The sequence below is a fragment of the Paraburkholderia sp. UYCP14C genome, assembly GCF_004197395.1.
GTDB lineage: Bacteria > Pseudomonadota > Gammaproteobacteria > Burkholderiales > Burkholderiaceae > Paraburkholderia.
Map to the genome: position 1 here is coordinate 135870 of NZ_SELS01000011.1, position 16675 is coordinate 152544.

10 protein-coding genes are annotated in these 16675 nt (G+C 65.5%); 5 read left to right on the plus strand and 5 right to left on the minus strand.

Translation table 11 applies throughout. The features are described 5' to 3' along the window. Window positions 1–30: 30 nt before the first annotated feature. Window positions 31–351 carry a hypothetical protein gene (locus EVC45_RS13050; protein ID WP_129958389.1) on the minus strand — a complete coding sequence of 107 codons (321 nt, stop codon included), beginning with the start codon at window positions 349–351 and terminating at the stop codon, window positions 31–33. 1058 nt (window positions 352–1409) lie between these two features. On the opposite strand from EVC45_RS13050, the gene EVC45_RS45595 reads away from it, so the two are divergent. The 3 genes from EVC45_RS45595 to EVC45_RS13060 all read left to right on the plus strand — a co-directional run bounded on the left by EVC45_RS45595 (window position 1410) and on the right by EVC45_RS13060 (window position 4861). Then, window positions 1410–1550 (plus strand): hypothetical protein, encoded by a 141-nt coding sequence (locus EVC45_RS45595; RefSeq protein WP_168991464.1) that lies wholly within the window; start codon window positions 1410–1412, stop codon window positions 1548–1550. 211 nt (window positions 1551–1761) lie between these two features. After that, on the plus strand, window positions 1762–3513 hold the full coding sequence (locus EVC45_RS13055; RefSeq protein ID WP_129958390.1) for an ABC transporter permease subunit: 1752 nt from the start codon (window positions 1762–1764) through the stop codon (window positions 3511–3513). A gap of 10 nt (window positions 3514–3523) precedes the next feature. Continuing rightward, the gene (locus tag EVC45_RS13060) at window positions 3524–4861 is read left to right on the plus strand and encodes an AAA-associated domain-containing protein (protein ID WP_129958391.1); all 1338 of its coding nucleotides are present in this window, start codon (window positions 3524–3526) and stop codon (window positions 4859–4861) included. A 125-nt stretch (window positions 4862–4986) separates the two neighbouring features. Here EVC45_RS13060 and EVC45_RS13065 read toward each other — a convergent pair whose 3' ends face one another. The 3 genes from EVC45_RS13065 to EVC45_RS13075 all read right to left on the minus strand — a co-directional run bounded on the left by EVC45_RS13065 (window position 4987) and on the right by EVC45_RS13075 (window position 8345). Beyond that, a complete protein-coding gene (locus EVC45_RS13065) occupies window positions 4987–5994 on the minus strand; it encodes a sterol desaturase family protein (RefSeq protein WP_129958392.1) in 1008 nt (335 codons plus the stop codon). A gap of 20 nt (window positions 5995–6014) precedes the next feature. Then, window positions 6015–7061 carry a YncE family protein gene (locus tag EVC45_RS13070; RefSeq protein WP_129958393.1) on the minus strand — a complete coding sequence of 349 codons (1047 nt, stop codon included), beginning with the start codon at window positions 7059–7061 and terminating at the stop codon, window positions 6015–6017. A 228-nt stretch (window positions 7062–7289) separates the two neighbouring features. After that, the gene (locus tag EVC45_RS13075; protein WP_129958394.1) at window positions 7290–8345 is read right to left on the minus strand and encodes an aldo/keto reductase; all 1056 of its coding nucleotides are present in this window, start codon (window positions 8343–8345) and stop codon (window positions 7290–7292) included. Between the two features lie 273 nt (window positions 8346–8618). Here EVC45_RS13075 and EVC45_RS13080 point away from each other — a divergent pair, with 273 nt between their 5' ends. Further along, entirely contained in the window at window positions 8619–13292 is a 4674-nt protein-coding gene (locus tag EVC45_RS13080; protein ID WP_129958395.1) for a DEAD/DEAH box helicase, read from the plus strand. Between the two features lie 213 nt (window positions 13293–13505). Further along, window positions 13506–15509, plus strand: a complete 2004-nt coding sequence (gene pdeR / locus EVC45_RS13085; RefSeq protein ID WP_129958396.1) for a cyclic di-GMP phosphodiesterase — start codon at window positions 13506–13508, stop codon at window positions 15507–15509. A 19-nt stretch (window positions 15510–15528) separates the two neighbouring features. On the opposite strand, the gene EVC45_RS13090 is transcribed toward pdeR, so the two are convergent. Further along, on the minus strand, window positions 15529–16632 hold the full coding sequence (locus tag EVC45_RS13090; protein WP_129958397.1) for a malate/lactate/ureidoglycolate dehydrogenase: 1104 nt from the start codon (window positions 16630–16632) through the stop codon (window positions 15529–15531). Between the last annotated feature and the right edge of the window lie 43 nt (window positions 16633–16675).

A 16675-nucleotide genomic window follows, 5' to 3' on the forward strand; every position in this document is an offset into this window, starting at 1 on the left:
TATTCGCACACTCACATGGCAAGCGTGTGCTCAATTCATTGCCGGCATGCAAGCTTGCGCGAGCCACCAACGCTGCCGTAACGGACTCTCCGGATCGTCGCAGGTCGATGCTGACAGCGTCGCGAGCACCGTGCCGACGGCCACGGCCGTCGCGAGAATCGCGTAACCCCTCGGCGTCAGCGGACGCCCGGCATGAGCCGCGCGCAGCGCGGCACGAGCGGCCATTCGCGTCGCCCGCTCCAGCAGACGCAGCGACTTGCGATCCGTGCCGCATGGCAGCGCGACACCTGCACCGCACGCCGTCGACCACAGCGGCGCATGCGCGAGCGCCGACATGCAAACGGACAGCAAGGATACATGCAGGTACGCGAAAGAGTCGGCGCACCGCGAGCGCAACGCGCTTACGTGTGCCCACCGCAACAGGCGTTGCCGCAATTGATTAAACAGATAGACAAGCATCATCCCTCCGCGTCGCTCGCCTCGAAGGCGAGCGCAATGCGCAAGCGCAACCGCCTCTGCAAGCAGAGGTTGCAGACGACGGTCAGAAATGAGGAAGCGTGCTACGGAAAACCGGCGGCAAAGGCCGGTCAGAATTGAAGCGCGCTAACCCGACTTGGGCGAGTTAGCGGCGAAGGAGTGAACCTGCATCGACTATCTCGCGGTTGTGCTGCCGGCGCTGGCCGGCATCGGACTTCCACTGCCTGAACATGCGTCCATGGACGACTCCTTCGATACGTTGGGGCGGATTGTATTGACACCGTCCGCAAAAGCGCAAGTAAAAAACGCATAAAGGTCACATCCGGTTCTCGGGACATCACACAACGATTCTCAAACTCGTTGCGCAAGCCTGCGTCGATGAATGTTGGCTCTGCTTACAGAATCTGGTTGACTCCGGGTTTTTACCGCGTCTAGAATTCGCCCGTCTTCTCAACTGGGGCTGATGCCTTGGACACCTGCAGTGGTCGATCTTCGAACAATTTCACTGCCTGACCGGCAGAACGTCCGCGCCCCTTCCCTGCGCCGCCGTTCCGCCAGCAGGCAGAACGGTGCGCGCCGTAGCAAATCTTCTCCGTGCACCTCGATCATCAGCGCCATGTGGACGCGGCTTTCGCTCGTCTGCACTGGCACGCCCTCGCAAGCCTTCGGGTTTGCGGCCGGCGCTCGCCCATACGCCGCGCCTCGTCGCGGCTTCGGGCGAGGGCCGGTAGAACCCCGCTGCGCGCCTGAGCGCAGCTCAACCCGACGAGGAGCCCATATGCCCGACAGTGACAGTTGTTGCTTATGCCCCTTCGCTTCAGTCTTACAGAAGGAAAGCCGCTAGCACCCTGACGCCGCGCCAAGCGTGCGACGTCGGACCGTCTGCCCGCTTTCCGCTTGCCGCGTCACACACGACGCGCGGAGAAAACGTCATGAATTTCGCTCTGCTTTTGCCGCATCTGCCTTCTCGCAACGAGTCGCGCGCTCACTACGAGTCGCTTCTGTCGCTCGATCCGGTCCGTTCAAATCGGCTCGCCATGCTCTGGCGCCGCCTCGGATCGCTGCTCTCTTAAGCTTTGCCAAGTTTCCGTCACGAATCAACGTCATGATCGAAAGATTGTGGCGTTGATTCGTCGTGGCCGTTGCTTGCCGAATCAACCCTTACAACTTGCGCTTCGTCATGTCCCAACTCAACGATCCGTCGCGAATCGATGCACATGTCGCCGCCCTGCACGCCGGCACGACTTAGCTGCGCGCAAATACTTTCGCCCTCGGAGGTTACTGATGGAGTTCGGTTTCAACCTGAACCGCACCGCCCATGCATCCGCCCGGCGGCTGCTTCCAAACGGCTGGGACTTCGTTGCCTTTCCGCTGATCATCTGTCTGATCGCGATGGCGTCGATCGGCTTTCATCAGACGCTAGCACCGATGTCGACGCTCAACACGCAGGTGATCTCGCTCGATCCGCTCAACCTGCCCGAGTACGCGATGCGCACCACGCTTCGCATGCTCGCGGCGATGGTCGCGTCGCTCGTCTTCACGCTGGTCTATGGCACGCTGGCCGCGAAAAGCCGCCGCGCCGAGAAGGTGCTGGTGCCGATCCTCGACATCCTGCAGTCGGTGCCGGTGCTTGGCTACATTTCGTTTACGGTCACCTTCTTCCTCGCGATGTTCCCGGGCCGCGTGCTCGGCGCCGAGCTCGCCGCGATCTTCGCGATCTTCACGAGCCAGGCGTGGAACATGACGTTCAGCTTCTATCAGTCGTTGCGCACGGTGCCGCGCGATCTCGACGAAGTGTCGCGCGGCTTTCATCTGACCTCATGGCAACGCTTCTGGAAGCTCGAAGTGCCGTTCTCGATGCCGGGCCTGATCTGGAACATGATGATGTCGATGTCGGGCGGCTGGTTTTTCGTGGTGGCTTCCGAGGCGATTACGGTCGGCAATCATACGGTTACGCTGCCGGGCATCGGCGCCTATCTGGCGCAGGCGATCAGCGATCAGAACCTGCATGCGGTCGGCTGGGTCATTCTGACGATGACGGTCGTGATCCTCGCGTATGACCAGTTGCTGTTCCGTCCACTCGTCGCGTGGGCGGACAAGTTCCGCATGGAGACCACGAGTTCCGGCAACGCGCCGCAGTCCTGGCTGCTCGACATGATGCGGCGCACCCGTCTGATTCACCAGTTGCTGACGCCGGCGGGCGTGATGCTCGCGACCGCCGCCCGCCTGCCTTTCCGGGTGCCATTCGCGAGCGTTCGGCGCGCCGGCCGGGCGCGCAGCGAGAAGTCGACCCGCGTCGGGGACATCGTGTGGGGCGTGCTCGTATTCGTGCTGACGGTCTATGTGATCTATCGCGTCGTCGCCTATGTGCGTACCGGCGTCACCCTCGACGAGGTCGGCCACGTGTTCGTGCTCGGGCTCATCACACTGCTGCGCGTCGCGGTGCTGATCGCGATCTCGTCGATGATCTGGGTGCCGATCGGCGTATTGATCGGCCTGCGTCCGGCGCTCGCCGAGAAGGTTCAGCCGCTCGCGCAGTTTCTCGCCGCGTTCCCCGCGAACCTGCTGTTCCCGGTGTTCGTGATCGTGATCGTGCGCTTTCATCTGAATCCGGATATCTGGTTGTCGCCGCTGATCGTGCTCGGCACGCAGTGGTACATCCTGTTCAACGTGATCGCGGGCGCGACCGCCTATCCGAACGACTACCGCGAGGCGGCCACCAATTTCCGCATTCGCGGCTGGCAATGGTGGCGCCAGGTGATGCTGCCGGGCGTGTTCCCTTACTACGTGACCGGCGCGATCACCGCATCGGGCGGCGCGTGGAACGCGAGCATCGTGTCAGAGTTCGTCCAGTGGGGCGATACCAAGGTAGTCGCGCACGGCCTCGGCGCCTATATCGCCGAGACGACCGCCGCCGGCGACTTTCCGAAGATCATTCTGGGCGTCGCCGTGATGTCGCTCTTCGTCACGTTGTTCAACCGCTCGCTGTGGCGCCCCCTGTATGCCTTTGCCGAATCCAGGCTCCGACTCGACTAGGAGTGAACCCATGCAAAACGTCATTCAAGCCGTTCCCGCCGACCAGTTGCAGTCATCGCCGCGTGTTGGCGCGCAGGTGCTCAATATCGAGCACGTGAGCCGGGGCTTCCATAAAAACCAGAGCGAGCTGCTGGTGCTCGACGACGTCAATCTGACGCTGCACGAGGGCGAGATCGTCGGAATGCTCGGCCGCTCGGGCTCTGGAAAATCGACGCTGCTGCGCATCATCGCCGGCTTGATCCGGCCGACGAGCGGCCAGGCGACCTACCTGGGCAAGCCGCTCGACGCTCCCGCCGAGGGCGTCGCGATGGTGTTCCAGACCTTCGCGCTGTTTCCGTGGCTGACGGTGCTGCAGAACGTCGAAGCGGGGCTGGAAGCGCTAGGCGTCGGCGTCGAGGAGCGGCGCACGCGTGCGCTCGCGGCGATCGATCTGATCGGCCTCGACGGTTTCGAAAACGCGTACCCGCGCGAACTGTCGGGCGGCATGCGCCAGCGCGTCGGCTTTGCGCGCGCGCTCGTCGTCGACCCGACCATCCTGCTGATGGACGAGCCGTTCTCCGCGCTCGACGTGCTGACCGCCGAAACGCTGCGCACCGACCTGCTCGACCTGTGGAACCAGGACCGCATGCCGATCAAGTCGGTGCTGATCGTCACGCACAACATCGAGGAAGCCGTGTTCATGTGCGATCGCATTCTCGTGCTGTCGTCGAACCCCGGGCGGGTAGTGGCCGAGACCGTGGTGCCGTTCGCGCATCCGCGCAACCGGCTCGACCCGGATCTTCGCGCGCTCGTCGACGAGATCTACGCGAAGATGACCGCGCGCCCCACCGGCACTGCCGCCAAACGTGAACTCGAACCCGGCAGCTGGTTGCCGAACGTGTCGACCAACCTGATGGCCGGTCTGATCGAAACGCTAGCGGCAGCGCCCTACAATGGCCGCGCCGACATGCCCGAGATTGCGCGCACGCTGCAGTTGGAAGTCGACGAACTGTTCCCGATCGCGGAAATGCTGCAGTACCTCGGCTTTGCGGAGCTCAGCGCGGGCGACATGCTCCTCACGCCGCCCGCGCATCGATTCGCCGAGGGCAGCACGCAGGAGCGCAAGATCATGTTCGCCGATCATCTGTTGCAGAGCGTGCCGCTCGCCGCGCGAATCAGAAAGGTGCTCAACGAACGGCCCGGACATCGCGCGCCGCGCGTGCGCTTCGAGCAGGAACTCGAGGACATGCTGTCCGACAGCGCGGCGCAGGAAACACTCGACGCGGTGATCGACTGGGGCCGCTACGCCGAAATCTTCTCGTACAACGACAAGACGGAGACCTTCAGTCTCGCGGACGTCGAGACCTGAGCGGGTGCCGAAACGAAAATGGCCGCGGAGAACCCAGGGTACTCCGCGGCCATTGCGAATCGCGCGGAACTGCATGGATCGAGCTACCCGCCCATGCCCGCCAGCTTCGCCATTCATTCCAGCTGTTATCGCGCGCCGACTCCGCCTGCGCCGTGCCGTCCGCGCAGCCGCGCGGCGATGCGCCCGAACGCGTACCACTGCTGCGCGATGAGTCCACCTCCATACGAGCGCGCGGCACCCTGCGGCGCGGGCAACTGATCGCGAATGCCGGTCGGCTCGACGGCGCGGTCCCACGACGCGGTCCTGAACAGCATGTCCCACCACGGAAACAGCACGCCGAAGTTGCAGCCGTAGCGAGTGCCTTCGTGGCCATAGCCGATCGCATGATGACGCCGATGAAACGCGGGGCTCACGATCAGGCGTTCGAGCAGCCAGCCATACGTGAGGCGCGCATTCACGTGCTGCACGCTCTGCATGAAATTGCCGAGCGCCACCAGCACGACGAACTGGCTCGGCTGCACGCCGATGAACAGCGAAATGGCCGCAAAAAAAGCCGCCTGCAAGACGTCGTCGAGAAAGTGATTGCGGTCGTCGGCCCACAGCGACATCTGCCGCTGGCTGTGATGAACCGCATGCAACTCCCACCACACGCTGAACCGATGCTGCCAGCGGTGATACCAGTAGCCGGCGAAATCGAGCACGATCAGATAGATCAGAAACGACACGAGCGGTTGATCGGTGACGCCCGGCCACAAATCATCGACGTCGAGGTTGGGCACGTCGTGGATCGCCATCAGGCTCTGCCAATGGTTGAAGAACGGCTGCAGCAGAAAGAAGAACGCGATGTTGATGATGCCGAGCTTGGCGATCCATGTGTAGATCACGTCCGCGCGCAACGCCTTGCGGTCCGTCCAGGTCTCCACCGGGCGAAGCGCTTCGAGCGGCCGCAACAGCAGATACGACACGACTATCTGCAACGCGCCAACGATCACCCAGTAGAGCGCGTCGTAAGTGTCTTCGTCATAGCCCATCAGATTGAAGCGGTAAAAGATCGGCTGGACGACATCGACGTACAGCAGCGTCTGCAGCGCTGAGATGCCGTTGTCGAGTTGAGCGACGAGTTCGTGAATCATGTAAAGCCTTTCTGGTTGCCTCAGTCCGGATTGGGTGCGTAAACCGACGCACGGTTGGCGAAATACAGACCGTGCGGCGAGCGCCCCACCGCGATCGTATCGACCAGCCGATGCGTGCTCAGGTCGATGACGCCGACGTGCCTCGCGAAGCGGAACGTGACCCATAGATAGCGCCGGTCCGCCGATAGTTCCATGTCGTCGGGACCGGGCATCAGGCCGGTGATGTCGGCCACTTTGGTCAGCGTGTGGTAGTCGAGGATGCTGATCGTGCTTTCCACGCGATTCGACACGGCGATATGCTGACCATCGTCGAGATTGCGGAAGTTGTGCGCGCCGCGGCCCGTGTGGATCTTCTTCACGAGTTGGCGGTTCTTCCAGTCGACCACCGCGACATTGTCTTCGCCGGTCATGCCGACGAGCAGATAACGATCGCCCGGCGTCATCCAGAGTCCGGCTGGCGTCTTGCCTACATGCAGCTTCCACGAGACCGACTGAGTCGGCAGATCGATCGCCGCGACTTCGCCGGTGTCCTGCAGCGTGACGAACACCGTACGGTTATCGGATGCAAAGGTCAGGTGGCTCGGTGTCTTCGCTAGCGGGATCCGCTTCGCGAGCGTCATGTTTCCACCATCGTAGTGATAGATGTCGACGCGATCGAGCCTCAGGCCCGCGGTCACGAACCACTTGTGATCAGGCGAAAAGCCAAGCTGATACGGATCTTCGATGTCCTCGACGCGGCGTTGCACACGCCCGCTGTGAGGGTCCACGAACATCAGGTCGTTCGAAATCGAATCCGCGACGATCAGCGAATTGCCGTCAGGCGTGATCATCAGATGGTGGGGTTCCTTGCCGGTCGGCTCGGTGCCGATCACTTTGTGCGTGGCGGGATCGATCAGCGTGAGCTGCGCTTCGCCCGAGTCGAGCACGATCACGTTGTCGGCCGCGTGGGCGAAATGCGGCAATGTCAGCGAACAGCAAGCCAATGCCACGAAAGCGCCGGCTTTTGTAATTGAAGCGAATGAAAATGTCACGACCTGGATAGGAGTCTGAAATAAAACGCGAGACATCGGGGTAGCCGATGCGAAGAAGACCTGCAGTGTGAAGTCTACGCGCAATCGCGTGACAAATGTGATGATCGTCGCGGCCACGCGCGTATGAAACTGACGCGGCGCGACGCTGAGGATTCAGGCCTCTTCGAACGATGCGATGCAACGCCGCTTGTTGCGCCGGACGCCGGACGCCGGACGCGGGCCTTCGCCGCACGTCCAGTCTGCGTTCGCAAGTACGCGGTGGCGCTATCGCGGCACGCCGCTCCGCACGTCTGCCAACTGCTGCCGACGCTGCTCCCCCTGCCGCTCCAGCATCCAGCCCGGATACTCGGATGGCAGCGTGCTGACCTCGGCGAGCTTCGCGAGCTCATCGGCGGAAAGCGCGACGTTGGTCGCAGCGATGTTGTCGTCGAGCTGCTCGATTTTCTTCGCGCCGACGATCACCGTGCTGACCACACGCTGATGCAGCAGCCACGCCAGCGCGATCTGCGCGACCGACACGTTTTTCGCCGCGGCGATCTCGCGCATCACGTCGATGCAGTCATACGCGCGCTCGCGATCGACCGGCGGAAAATCGAAGCTCGTGCGACGGCTGCCCGCCTCGGCCTGCTGCTCGCGTCCATATTTGCCGCTCAGCAAACCGCCCGCGAGCGGACTCCACACCATCAGGCCGAGGCCTTCGCTTTGCAGCATCGGTACGAGTTCGCGTTCGAGATCGCGGCCCGCTAACGTGTAGTACGCCTGCAGCGTTTCGAAGCGCGCGGTGCCGAGCCGCTCGGCGATGCCGAGCGCCTTCGCGATCTGCCACGCGGCCCAGTTCGACACGCCGACGTAGCGCACATGACCGTGCTGCACGAGCGTATCGAGTGCGCGCACGGTTTCCTCGATCGGCGTGGCCGGATCGAACCCGTGGATCTGATACAGGTCGACGTGGTCGAGCTGCAGACGCTTCAGGCTCGCCTTGATGCCGTCGAGGATGTGATAGCGCGACGCGCCGCGCGCGTTCGCGAACTCGCCGGTCTGGCCGAACACCTTGGTCGCGATCACCACCTTGTCGCGCGGCACTTGCAGATTCTTCAGCGCCTGGCCCGTGATCTGCTCGGACAGGCCGCCCGCGTAGACGTCGGCCGTATCGATGAAATTGATGCCCGCGTCGAGCGCCCGGCCGACCAGCCGCTCCGCGTCGTTCTGCTGCAGATCGCCGATCTGCCGCCAGATGCCTTCGCCACCGCCGAAGGTCATCGTGCCCAAACACAACTCCGAAATAAACACACCGGTACGGCCCAACTGGTTATAACGCATCGTCGACGCTCCATCGTGGGTGCAGGGAGAGTCGACAAGCGTACTGCAATTGGCGGAGGCTGGCAGGAGGGGCGCGCGCGGCAAAAACGACGAATTCCAGCAGCAACGTGAAGCCCGACGCGCCGCGCACGAGTGCCGAAAACCTGCGAGACTGAGCGCTATTGCCCGGTCAGGTGGAATGACCTGCAACCGCCAAACCGGGCGACTTCAGATGTTTGCAACCCAACCGCGCCACCACTGGATATCCCCCGCGCCGCCCTCACCTACCCGAGCATGACTTCGGCCAAAACCACCGCCGCACTCGACGCGGCGCCCCGTTCCCGCAAGGCCCGCTCCACCGCGAGCGCGGCGCGCGCCGCCGCGCCTGCGCTGCCGCCGGCCGAACGGGCGCTCGACGGCTTTCACCCCGCCGTAGCCAACTGGTTCCGGAAAACCTTCGCCGCCCCGACCGACGCGCAGTCCGCCGCCTGGCCACAAATCCGCAGCGGCCGCTCGACGCTGGTCGCCGCGCCGACCGGCTCCGGCAAGACGTTGACCGCGTTCCTGTCCGCGCTGAACGATCTGGTAACGCAAGGCGAAGCGAACCATGGTGTGCTGCCCGACGAAACACTCGTCGTCTACGTGTCGCCGCTGAAGGCACTGTCGAACGACATCCGCCTGAACCTGCAACTGCCGCTGCAAGGCATCGCCGTCGAGCTCGACGCGCTCGGCCTGCCGCCGATCGACATCCGCACCGCGGTGCGCACCGGCGACACCACGCAGCAGGAACGCAATGCGTTGAAAAAGCGCGCGCCGCACATTCTCGTGACGACGCCCGAATCCCTATACGTGCTGCTCGGTTCGGATTCGGGCCGCCGCATGCTGGCGACGGTGCGCACGGTGATCGTCGATGAAATTCATGCGCTCGCGGGCAGCAAGCGCGGCAGTCATCTCGCGCTGAGCCTCGAACGGCTCGATGCGCTGTGCGCCCGGCGCCTGCCGCGCATCGGTCTGTCGGCGACGCAAAAGCCGGTCAGCGCGGTCGCGCGGTTTCTGGTCGGCGGCGCGAGCCTCGACAGCGACGTGCCGGCCGAGTGCGCGGTGATCGACGTCGGCCACGTGCGCGCCCGCGACCTCGCGCTCGAAATCCCGCCGGTACCGCTCGAAGCGGTGATGGCCAACGAAGTATGGGAGCGCGTCTACGACCGGCTCGCCGAACTGGTCGCGCAGCATCGCACGACGCTGGTTTTCGTCAACACGCGCCGCATGGCCGAGCGCGCCGCGCGTCATCTGACCGAGCGGCTGGGCAAGGACGCGGTGGCCGCGCATCACGGCAGTCTCGCGAAAGAACATCGTTTCGACGCCGAGCAGCGCCTGAAACGCGGCGAGTTGCGCGTGCTGATCGCGACCGCGTCGCTCGAACTCGGCATCGATATCGGCGATGTCGATCTGGTCTGCCAGATGGGCTCGCCGCGCGCGATCGCGCCGTTCCTGCAACGGGTCGGGCGCTCGGGGCATCACGTCGGCGGTATGCCGAAGGGGCGCCTCTTTCCGGCCTCGCGCGACGATCTGCTCGAATGCGCGGCGCTGCTCGATTGCGTGCGGCGTGGCGAGCTCGATGCGCTGCGCATCCCGCGCGCGCCGCTCGACGTGCTCGCGCAGCAGATCGTCGCGGAGGTGTCGAGCGCCGAGTGGAGCGAGGATGCGCTGTTCGACATGCTGCGACACGCCGCGCCGTACGCGGATCTGTCGCGCGAGCAATACGACGCGGTGCTGCGCATGCTCGCCGAGGGCTACACGAGCCGCCATGGTCCGCGCGCCGCGTATGTGCATCGCGATGCGGTCAGCGGCACGCTGCGCGGCCGGCGCGGCGGCAAGCTGGTCGCGGTGACCTCAGGCGGCACGATTCCGGAGAACGCCGATTACGCGGTCGTGCTCGAACCGCAGGCGCTCAATATCGGCACCGTCAACGAGGACTTCGCGGTCGAAAGCCTCGCCGGCGATGTGTTCCAGCTCGGCAACGCGTCGTACCGGATTCTGCGTATCGAAAGCGGCCGCGTGCGCGTCGAGGACGCACAGGGGCAACCGCCGAACATTCCGTTCTGGCTCGGCGAGGCGCCGGGGCGCAGCGACGAGTTGTCGTTCGCCGTCGCGCGACTGCGGCAGCGGGTCGAGGCGTTGCTGACGGAACGCGAGCCCGCGGCAAGTGAAGATGCCGCGGCTCGAAGCGCCGCGGCCGAATTCGAAGCTGCGGCAGCGCCCGCGAAATCCGCGGCAAAGAGAGGACGCAAAGCGAAAGCTGCCGTGGCGGAGGGCGAAACGCAAACCACCATAGCGCCTGCAACCTCGTTGGCTCCGCTGCCCGCAAACGAACCCTCCACCCCACGCCTCGACCACGCCATTGCCTGGCTCGCCGACAACCTCGCGCTCGACGAACCCGCCGCGCGGCAGATCGTCGAATACCTGGCGCGCGCACGTGCAGCGCTCGGCGTGCTGCCGACCCAGAGCACGCTCGTGATGGAGCGCTTCTTCGACGAATCGGGCGGCACCCAGCTCGTGATCCACTCGCCGTTCGGCAGCCGCGTGAATCGCGCGTGGGGGCTCGCGCTGCGCAAGCGCTTCTGCCGCAGCTTCAACTTCGAACTGCAGGCCGCGGCCACCGAAGACGCGATCGTGCTGTCGCTGACCGGCAGCCACTCGTTCGTGCTCGACGAGGTCTGGCGCTATCTGCATTCGAACAGCGCCGAGCATCTGCTGATCCAGGCGCTGCTCGATGCGCCGTTATTCGGCGTGCGCTGGCGCTGGAACGCGACGACCTCGCTCGGCCTGCCGCGCTACACGGGCGGCCGCAAGACCGCGCCGCAACTGCAGCGCATGCGCAGCGAGGATCTGCTCGCAAGCGTGTTTCCCGAGCAGGCCGCGTGTCTGGAGAACGTCGTCGGCGAACGCGAGGTGCCGCGTCACCCATTAGTTGACCAAACCATCGACGACTGCCTGCACGACGCGATGGACAGCGAACGCTGGCTCGCGCTGCTACGCCGCATCGAGCACGGCGAGTTGCGGCTCGTCGCGCGCGATCTGCCGGCGCCGTCGCCGCTCGCCGCCGAAATCCTGACCGCGAAGCCCTATGCGTATCTCGACGACGCGCCGCTCGAGGAGCGCCGCACCCAGGCAGTGCTGAACCGCCGCTGGACGGACCCTGCAAGCGCCGACGATCTCGGCGCGCTCGACGCCGCCGCGATCGACAGCGTGCGCGATGAAGCGTGGCCGCAGGCGCGCACCGCCGACGAAATGCATGAAGCACTGACGGGCCTCGCGTGCATCACCGAGGCCGAGGCGCGCGCGCACGAAGATTGGCCGACGCTCCTTGCGGCGTTGGCGAAAGCCGGCCGGGCGACGCGCTTGCCGCTGGCCGCGCCAGCGAACGCGAGCACCGCCAACGACAATCACGATGACAACGCGCTGTGGCTGCCCGCCGAACGCCTCACCAGCTTCGAAGCGCTGTACCCGGATATCGCGCGCGATCGCTACACGCCGCCGCTGAGCGCCCCGAAGGGCTACACCGAGAGCTGGAGCGCCGACGACGCGCTCGTCGACGTACTGCGCGCGCGGCTGACCGGCTTCGGCCCGTTGACGGTCGAGGCAATCGCGCGCCCGCTCGGTTTGCCGCTCGACCGGATCGAACAGGCGCTGATCCGGCTAGAAGCCGAAGGCTATCTGTTGCGCGGCCGCTTCACGCCGCACACGAGCGACGAGCAATGGTGCGAACGCCATCTGCTCGCACGGATCCACCGCTACACGGTGAAGCGGCTGCGGCGGGAAATCGAGCCGGTCGAGCGGCACGACTTCATGCGCTTCCTGTTCGAATGGCAACATCTGACGCCGACCACGCGAGCCGAAGGCCGCGACGCGCTCGCCGCCGCGCTCGACCAGCTCGAAGGCTTCCAGGCCGCCGCCGGCGCATGGGAGGAAGACATCCTGCCGGCGCGCGTGCGCGCCTACAGCAGCAGTTCGCTCGACGAGCTGTGCCGCGCCGGCAAGATCGTCTGGACCCGCCTGACCGAGCGGGCGCGCGGCGCCGCCGGTCCGGTCCGCGCCACGCCGATCGTGCTATTGCCCCGCGCGCAGTTGCGGGCGTGGCGCGCGCTGCTCGATCCGGCGCGCCAGCTCGAGTTGTCGGCGCTCGCGCAAAGCGTGCACGACACCCTCGCGCAACACGGTGCGATGTTCTTCGACGAACTGCTCGCCGAAGTGCGCGTGCTGCGCATGGAGCTCGAAAACGCGCTCGGCGAGCTGGTCGCGGCCGGCCTCGCGAACTCCGACAGCTTCGCGGGCCTGCGCGCGTTGCTGAAGCCGGTCGCCAAACGCAACGCGTTTTCCAGCGGCCGGCGCACGCGGGCGAGCGCGCTGATCGGCGGCATGGACGACGCGGGGCGTTGGGCGCTCGTGAGCCGCCCGTCCGCGGCCGCGCCGGAAAATCCGCCCGAGCGGCGGCGTCAGTTGCCGCCCGAGGTGCTCGAACACGTCGCGATGACGTTGTTGCGGCGCGACGGTGTCGTGTTCTGGCGCGTGCTCGAACGCGAGGCCGAATGGCTGCCGCCGTGGCGCGATCTGCTGCGCGTGCTGCAGCGGCTCGAGGCGCGCGGCGTGATCCGCGGCGGGCGTTTCGTCAACGGGCTCGCGGGCGAGCAGTTCGCGCTGCCCGAGGCGATTCCGCTGCTGCGCGAGGTGCGGCGGCAATCGAACGATGGTGCGCTTATCTGCGTCGCGGGGACGGATCCGCTGAATCTGGCCGGCACGCTGCTGGTCGGCGGCAAGGTGCCGGCCGTGGCGGGAAACCGCGTGCTGTATCGCGACGGCGTGGTGGCGGCCACGCTGGTGGCCGGCAAGTTCTGGTTCGACGCGGCGCTGGACGCCAGTCCGATCGAACGCGAACGCGCCCGCGCGTTGCTGGCGCACCGTTTCTAGTGGTGTCATCGTGGCGTCGTTTTGCCGCGCAATAATCGCGCGGGAGGCCGCGTCAATCGCGCGGGAGGCCGCGTCCATTGTTAGCAAAACGTTAATGATTCTTCGCTCGAATTGTCACGCTTAGATACAATAAGGCAGATTCAATTTAGTATGAGGAAGACTGTCTGCCGCCGCCCGCCGTGGTAGGGACTGCCGGCACATTCCGGGGATTTCATGAGCGACGAGCTACACGACCAGGTGCTTTACGCGCGGTTCGGCACGAGCAGCCCTTGCTGGCGCCTAGCGGCGACCAGCGACACGCTGGAACTCGTGCCGGCGCACGGCCACGCGGCTGTCGGCGTCGCCATTCCCCTCACCTCTTCTCAAGCCTCCCAGGTCCGCGCGCTGAGCGGCGTGACCTCGCACGTGGTCGTCGACGTGCAGCTGGACGGCGCGCCGCTGCGGCTGCATCTGGTCGGCAAGAAACTCGACTGTCATAGCTGGGGCGGCACCGCGTCGGCCCATGCCGACACGGAATCGGTCGCGCGCGCGCTGCTGCACGGTCTGTCGTTCGCCGAACAGGTGGTCTCCGAGGTCAATTCGGTGGTCGTGATCGTCGACCGGCACGGCCGGATACAGCGCTTCAACCGGCTCGCCGAGGAGCTGACTGGGCTCCGGGAAGAAGACATCATCGGCCGCAGCGTGTGGACGCTGTTCATGTCGTCCGCCGGCGACGTGGTCTCGAACCAGGTCAGCGCGAACTTCTTCAATCGCGGCGAGCCGTACGAGATCGAGCGGCGCATCAAAACGGTGCACGGCGAGCGGCTGTTCCTGTTTCGCAACAAGTTTGTGCGCAGCGGCAGCGGCATCGAAGACCAGTTCCTGATCTGCTCGGGCACCGACATCACGGAGCAACGGCTCGCCCAGGACCGCCTGATCGAGCAGGCCACCACCGACCCGCTCACCGGCCTCGCCAATCGCAACGCGATCCAGGAGCGCATCCAGATCGCGATCGAACAGGCCGCGCCCGGCGAAACCGTCGGCGTGCTGTTTCTCGACCTCGACAACTTCAAGAAGGTCAACGATCACTACGGCCACGTGTTCGGCGACCGGCTGATCTGCGACGTGTCTGATGCGATCCGCAATTGCCTGAATCCGGGCGACTCGCTTGCACGCCTGGGCGGCGACGAATTCATCGTGCTCGCGGCGAAGGGCTCCGCGCATGAGCTCGAAAACATCGCGCAGCGCATTCTCGACCGCATGCGCATGCCGTTCGCGGTCGGGCTGGTCGAGGTCTATACCGGCTGCTCGATCGGCATCGCGTGTTGGCCGGAGCACGGCGACAGCCTCGAATCGCTGATCCGTTCGGCCGACACCGCGATGTACGTCGCGAAGGACGAAGGCAAGCGCACGCATCGCGTGTTTTCTCCGGACATGAACCGCCGGGTCGCGGAGTTCATGTGGCTCGACACGAATCTGCGCCGCGGACTCGAGGAAGGCCAGTTCGCGCTGCACTATCAGCCGAAGCTGAACCTCGCCACGGGTGCCGTGCAAGGCGCGGAAGCGCTGGTGCGCTGGAATTCGCCGGAGCGCGGCCAGATCATGCCGGTGGAATTCATCCGCTATGCCGAGGAATCCGGACTGATCGGCGTGCTCGGCCGCTGGGTCATGGAGACCGCCGCCAAACAGGCGGCCCGCTGGAAGGCGGCCGGCTATGACCTGCGCGTCGCGATCAACGTGTCGGCGCGACAGCTCACCGATACGGCCGTGGTCCGCCATTTCACCGAGGCGTTGCAGCATGCGAGCCTCGATCCTTGCCTCGTCGATCTGGAGCTGACCGAAAGCTGCCTGATCGAAAACGAAGCGGCCGCGATCGAGCTGATCAAGCAGTTCCGCCAGCTCGGCGCGCAGGTGCATCTGGACGACTTCGGCACCGGCTACTCGTCACTGTCGCAACTCGGCCGGATTCCGCTCGACGTGATCAAGCTCGACCGCAGCTTCACGCGCTCGATCCACGCGGACATGAAGGCACAGGCACTGGTGCGTTCGATGGTCGCAGTCGCGCAGGAGCTCGATTTCCAGGTGGTCGCCGAAGGGATCGAAACCGAAGCGGAAGAAGCCTTCATGAAGGGGCTCGGCGTCGATTACGTGCAGGGCTACCTGTACGCGAGGCCGATGCCCGCCACCGAGTTCGAGCGCTGGCTGCTCGATCGACGCAAGCTCAGGCTGATCGCCTGAGCCTTTGCTGTCGCGCGCTTCAGTCGAGGCGCGCGGACCAACCTGCCACTTCGTCTTCACTCATACCGACGGCGCGCGCCGCGGCGTGGATTTGCGTCCACGTGGCGGCGTCGATCGGAATGCCGGCGGCTTCGCGCTGCGCGCGCGTCACGCGCTCGGGCTCACCGGGCTCGTAGATGCGCTCGGTGCCCGCCGCGAGCGGCGACGCCTTCACCCATGCGAGGAACGCATCGGCTTCGGCTTGCGCGTCGGGCGCGTCGAATGCGGCCGGATCGATGATCACCGACAGCATGCAGTTGATGATCGCGTGCGTGGTGCCGAGCGTGTCCGCATGCGTCGTGAAGCCGCCCGACAGCGCGCCGCCGAAGATCTCGCACATCGCCGCCAGCCCGAAACCCTTGTAGCCGCCGAACGGCGTCAGCGCGCCGAACGGCGCTTCGTGCATGACCTTCGGTTCGAGCGTCGGCATGCCTTCGTGATCGATCAGCGCGCCGGGCGGTGTGTGCTTGCCCTGGTTATAAGCGACGCGCGTCTTGCCGAACGCGATCGTACTCGTCGCGAAGTCGAGCACGAGCGGCGGCTTGCCGGGTCGCGGATAAGCGGCGCAGAACGGATTCGTGCCGATGCGCCGGTCCGCGCCGCCGAACGGCGCGACGAGCGGATCGCCCGCCACGTTGACGAAGTGGAACGACACCAGACCGGCGCGCGCGCACTGCTCGGCCCAATGCCCGATGCGGCCGATATGATGCGCGCCGCGCAACCCGACCGCGCAGATGCCGAGCCGCTGCGCGCGCTCGATGCCCCGCTCGATCGCCTCGAACGCGATCACCTGACCGAAGCCCTTGCCGCCTTCGACGGTCAACACCGCGCCCGCGTCCTTGACGACGTCGGCGTGCCGGTTCAGTTGCAGTTGCTGGTCGGCGAGCGACTCGACATAGCGCGGAATCATGCCGACGCCGTGCGAGTCGTGCCCGGTCAGATTCGCGGCCACCAGATGATCGGCCACCAGCTCGGCTTCGCGCGGCGCACTGCCCGCTCGCTCCCAGATCGCCCTGACGTAGGCATGCAGTTGATCGGCCGGAATCCGGGGCGTGGTGGCTTGAGCGGTCTGGGAGTCGGTCATTCAGCGTGTGGGTGTGGTTCGAACGGAAGGAATGAAACGGCGG

Bases quoted from the DNA above. Each gene is read 5' to 3' on its own strand.
- EVC45_RS45595 (WP_168991464.1), top strand. From the start codon at position 1,410: ATGAATTTCGCTCTGCTTTTGCCGCATCTGCCTTCTCGCAACGAGTCG.
- EVC45_RS13055 (WP_129958390.1), top strand. From the start codon at position 1,762: ATGGAGTTCGGTTTCAACCTGAACCGCACCGCCCATGCATCCGCCCGG.
- EVC45_RS13060 (WP_129958391.1), top strand. From the start codon at position 3,524: ATGCAAAACGTCATTCAAGCCGTTCCCGCCGACCAGTTGCAGTCATCG.
- EVC45_RS13065 (WP_129958392.1), bottom strand. From the start codon at position 5,994: ATGATTCACGAACTCGTCGCTCAACTCGACAACGGCATCTCAGCGCTG.
- EVC45_RS13070 (WP_129958393.1), bottom strand. From the start codon at position 7,061: ATGTCTCGCGTTTTATTTCAGACTCCTATCCAGGTCGTGACATTTTCA.
- EVC45_RS13075 (WP_129958394.1), bottom strand. From the start codon at position 8,345: ATGCGTTATAACCAGTTGGGCCGTACCGGTGTGTTTATTTCGGAGTTG.
- EVC45_RS13080 (WP_129958395.1), top strand. From the start codon at position 8,619: ATGACTTCGGCCAAAACCACCGCCGCACTCGACGCGGCGCCCCGTTCC.
- pdeR (WP_129958396.1), top strand. From the start codon at position 13,506: ATGAGCGACGAGCTACACGACCAGGTGCTTTACGCGCGGTTCGGCACG.
- EVC45_RS13090 (WP_129958397.1), bottom strand. From the start codon at position 16,632: ATGACCGACTCCCAGACCGCTCAAGCCACCACGCCCCGGATTCCGGCC.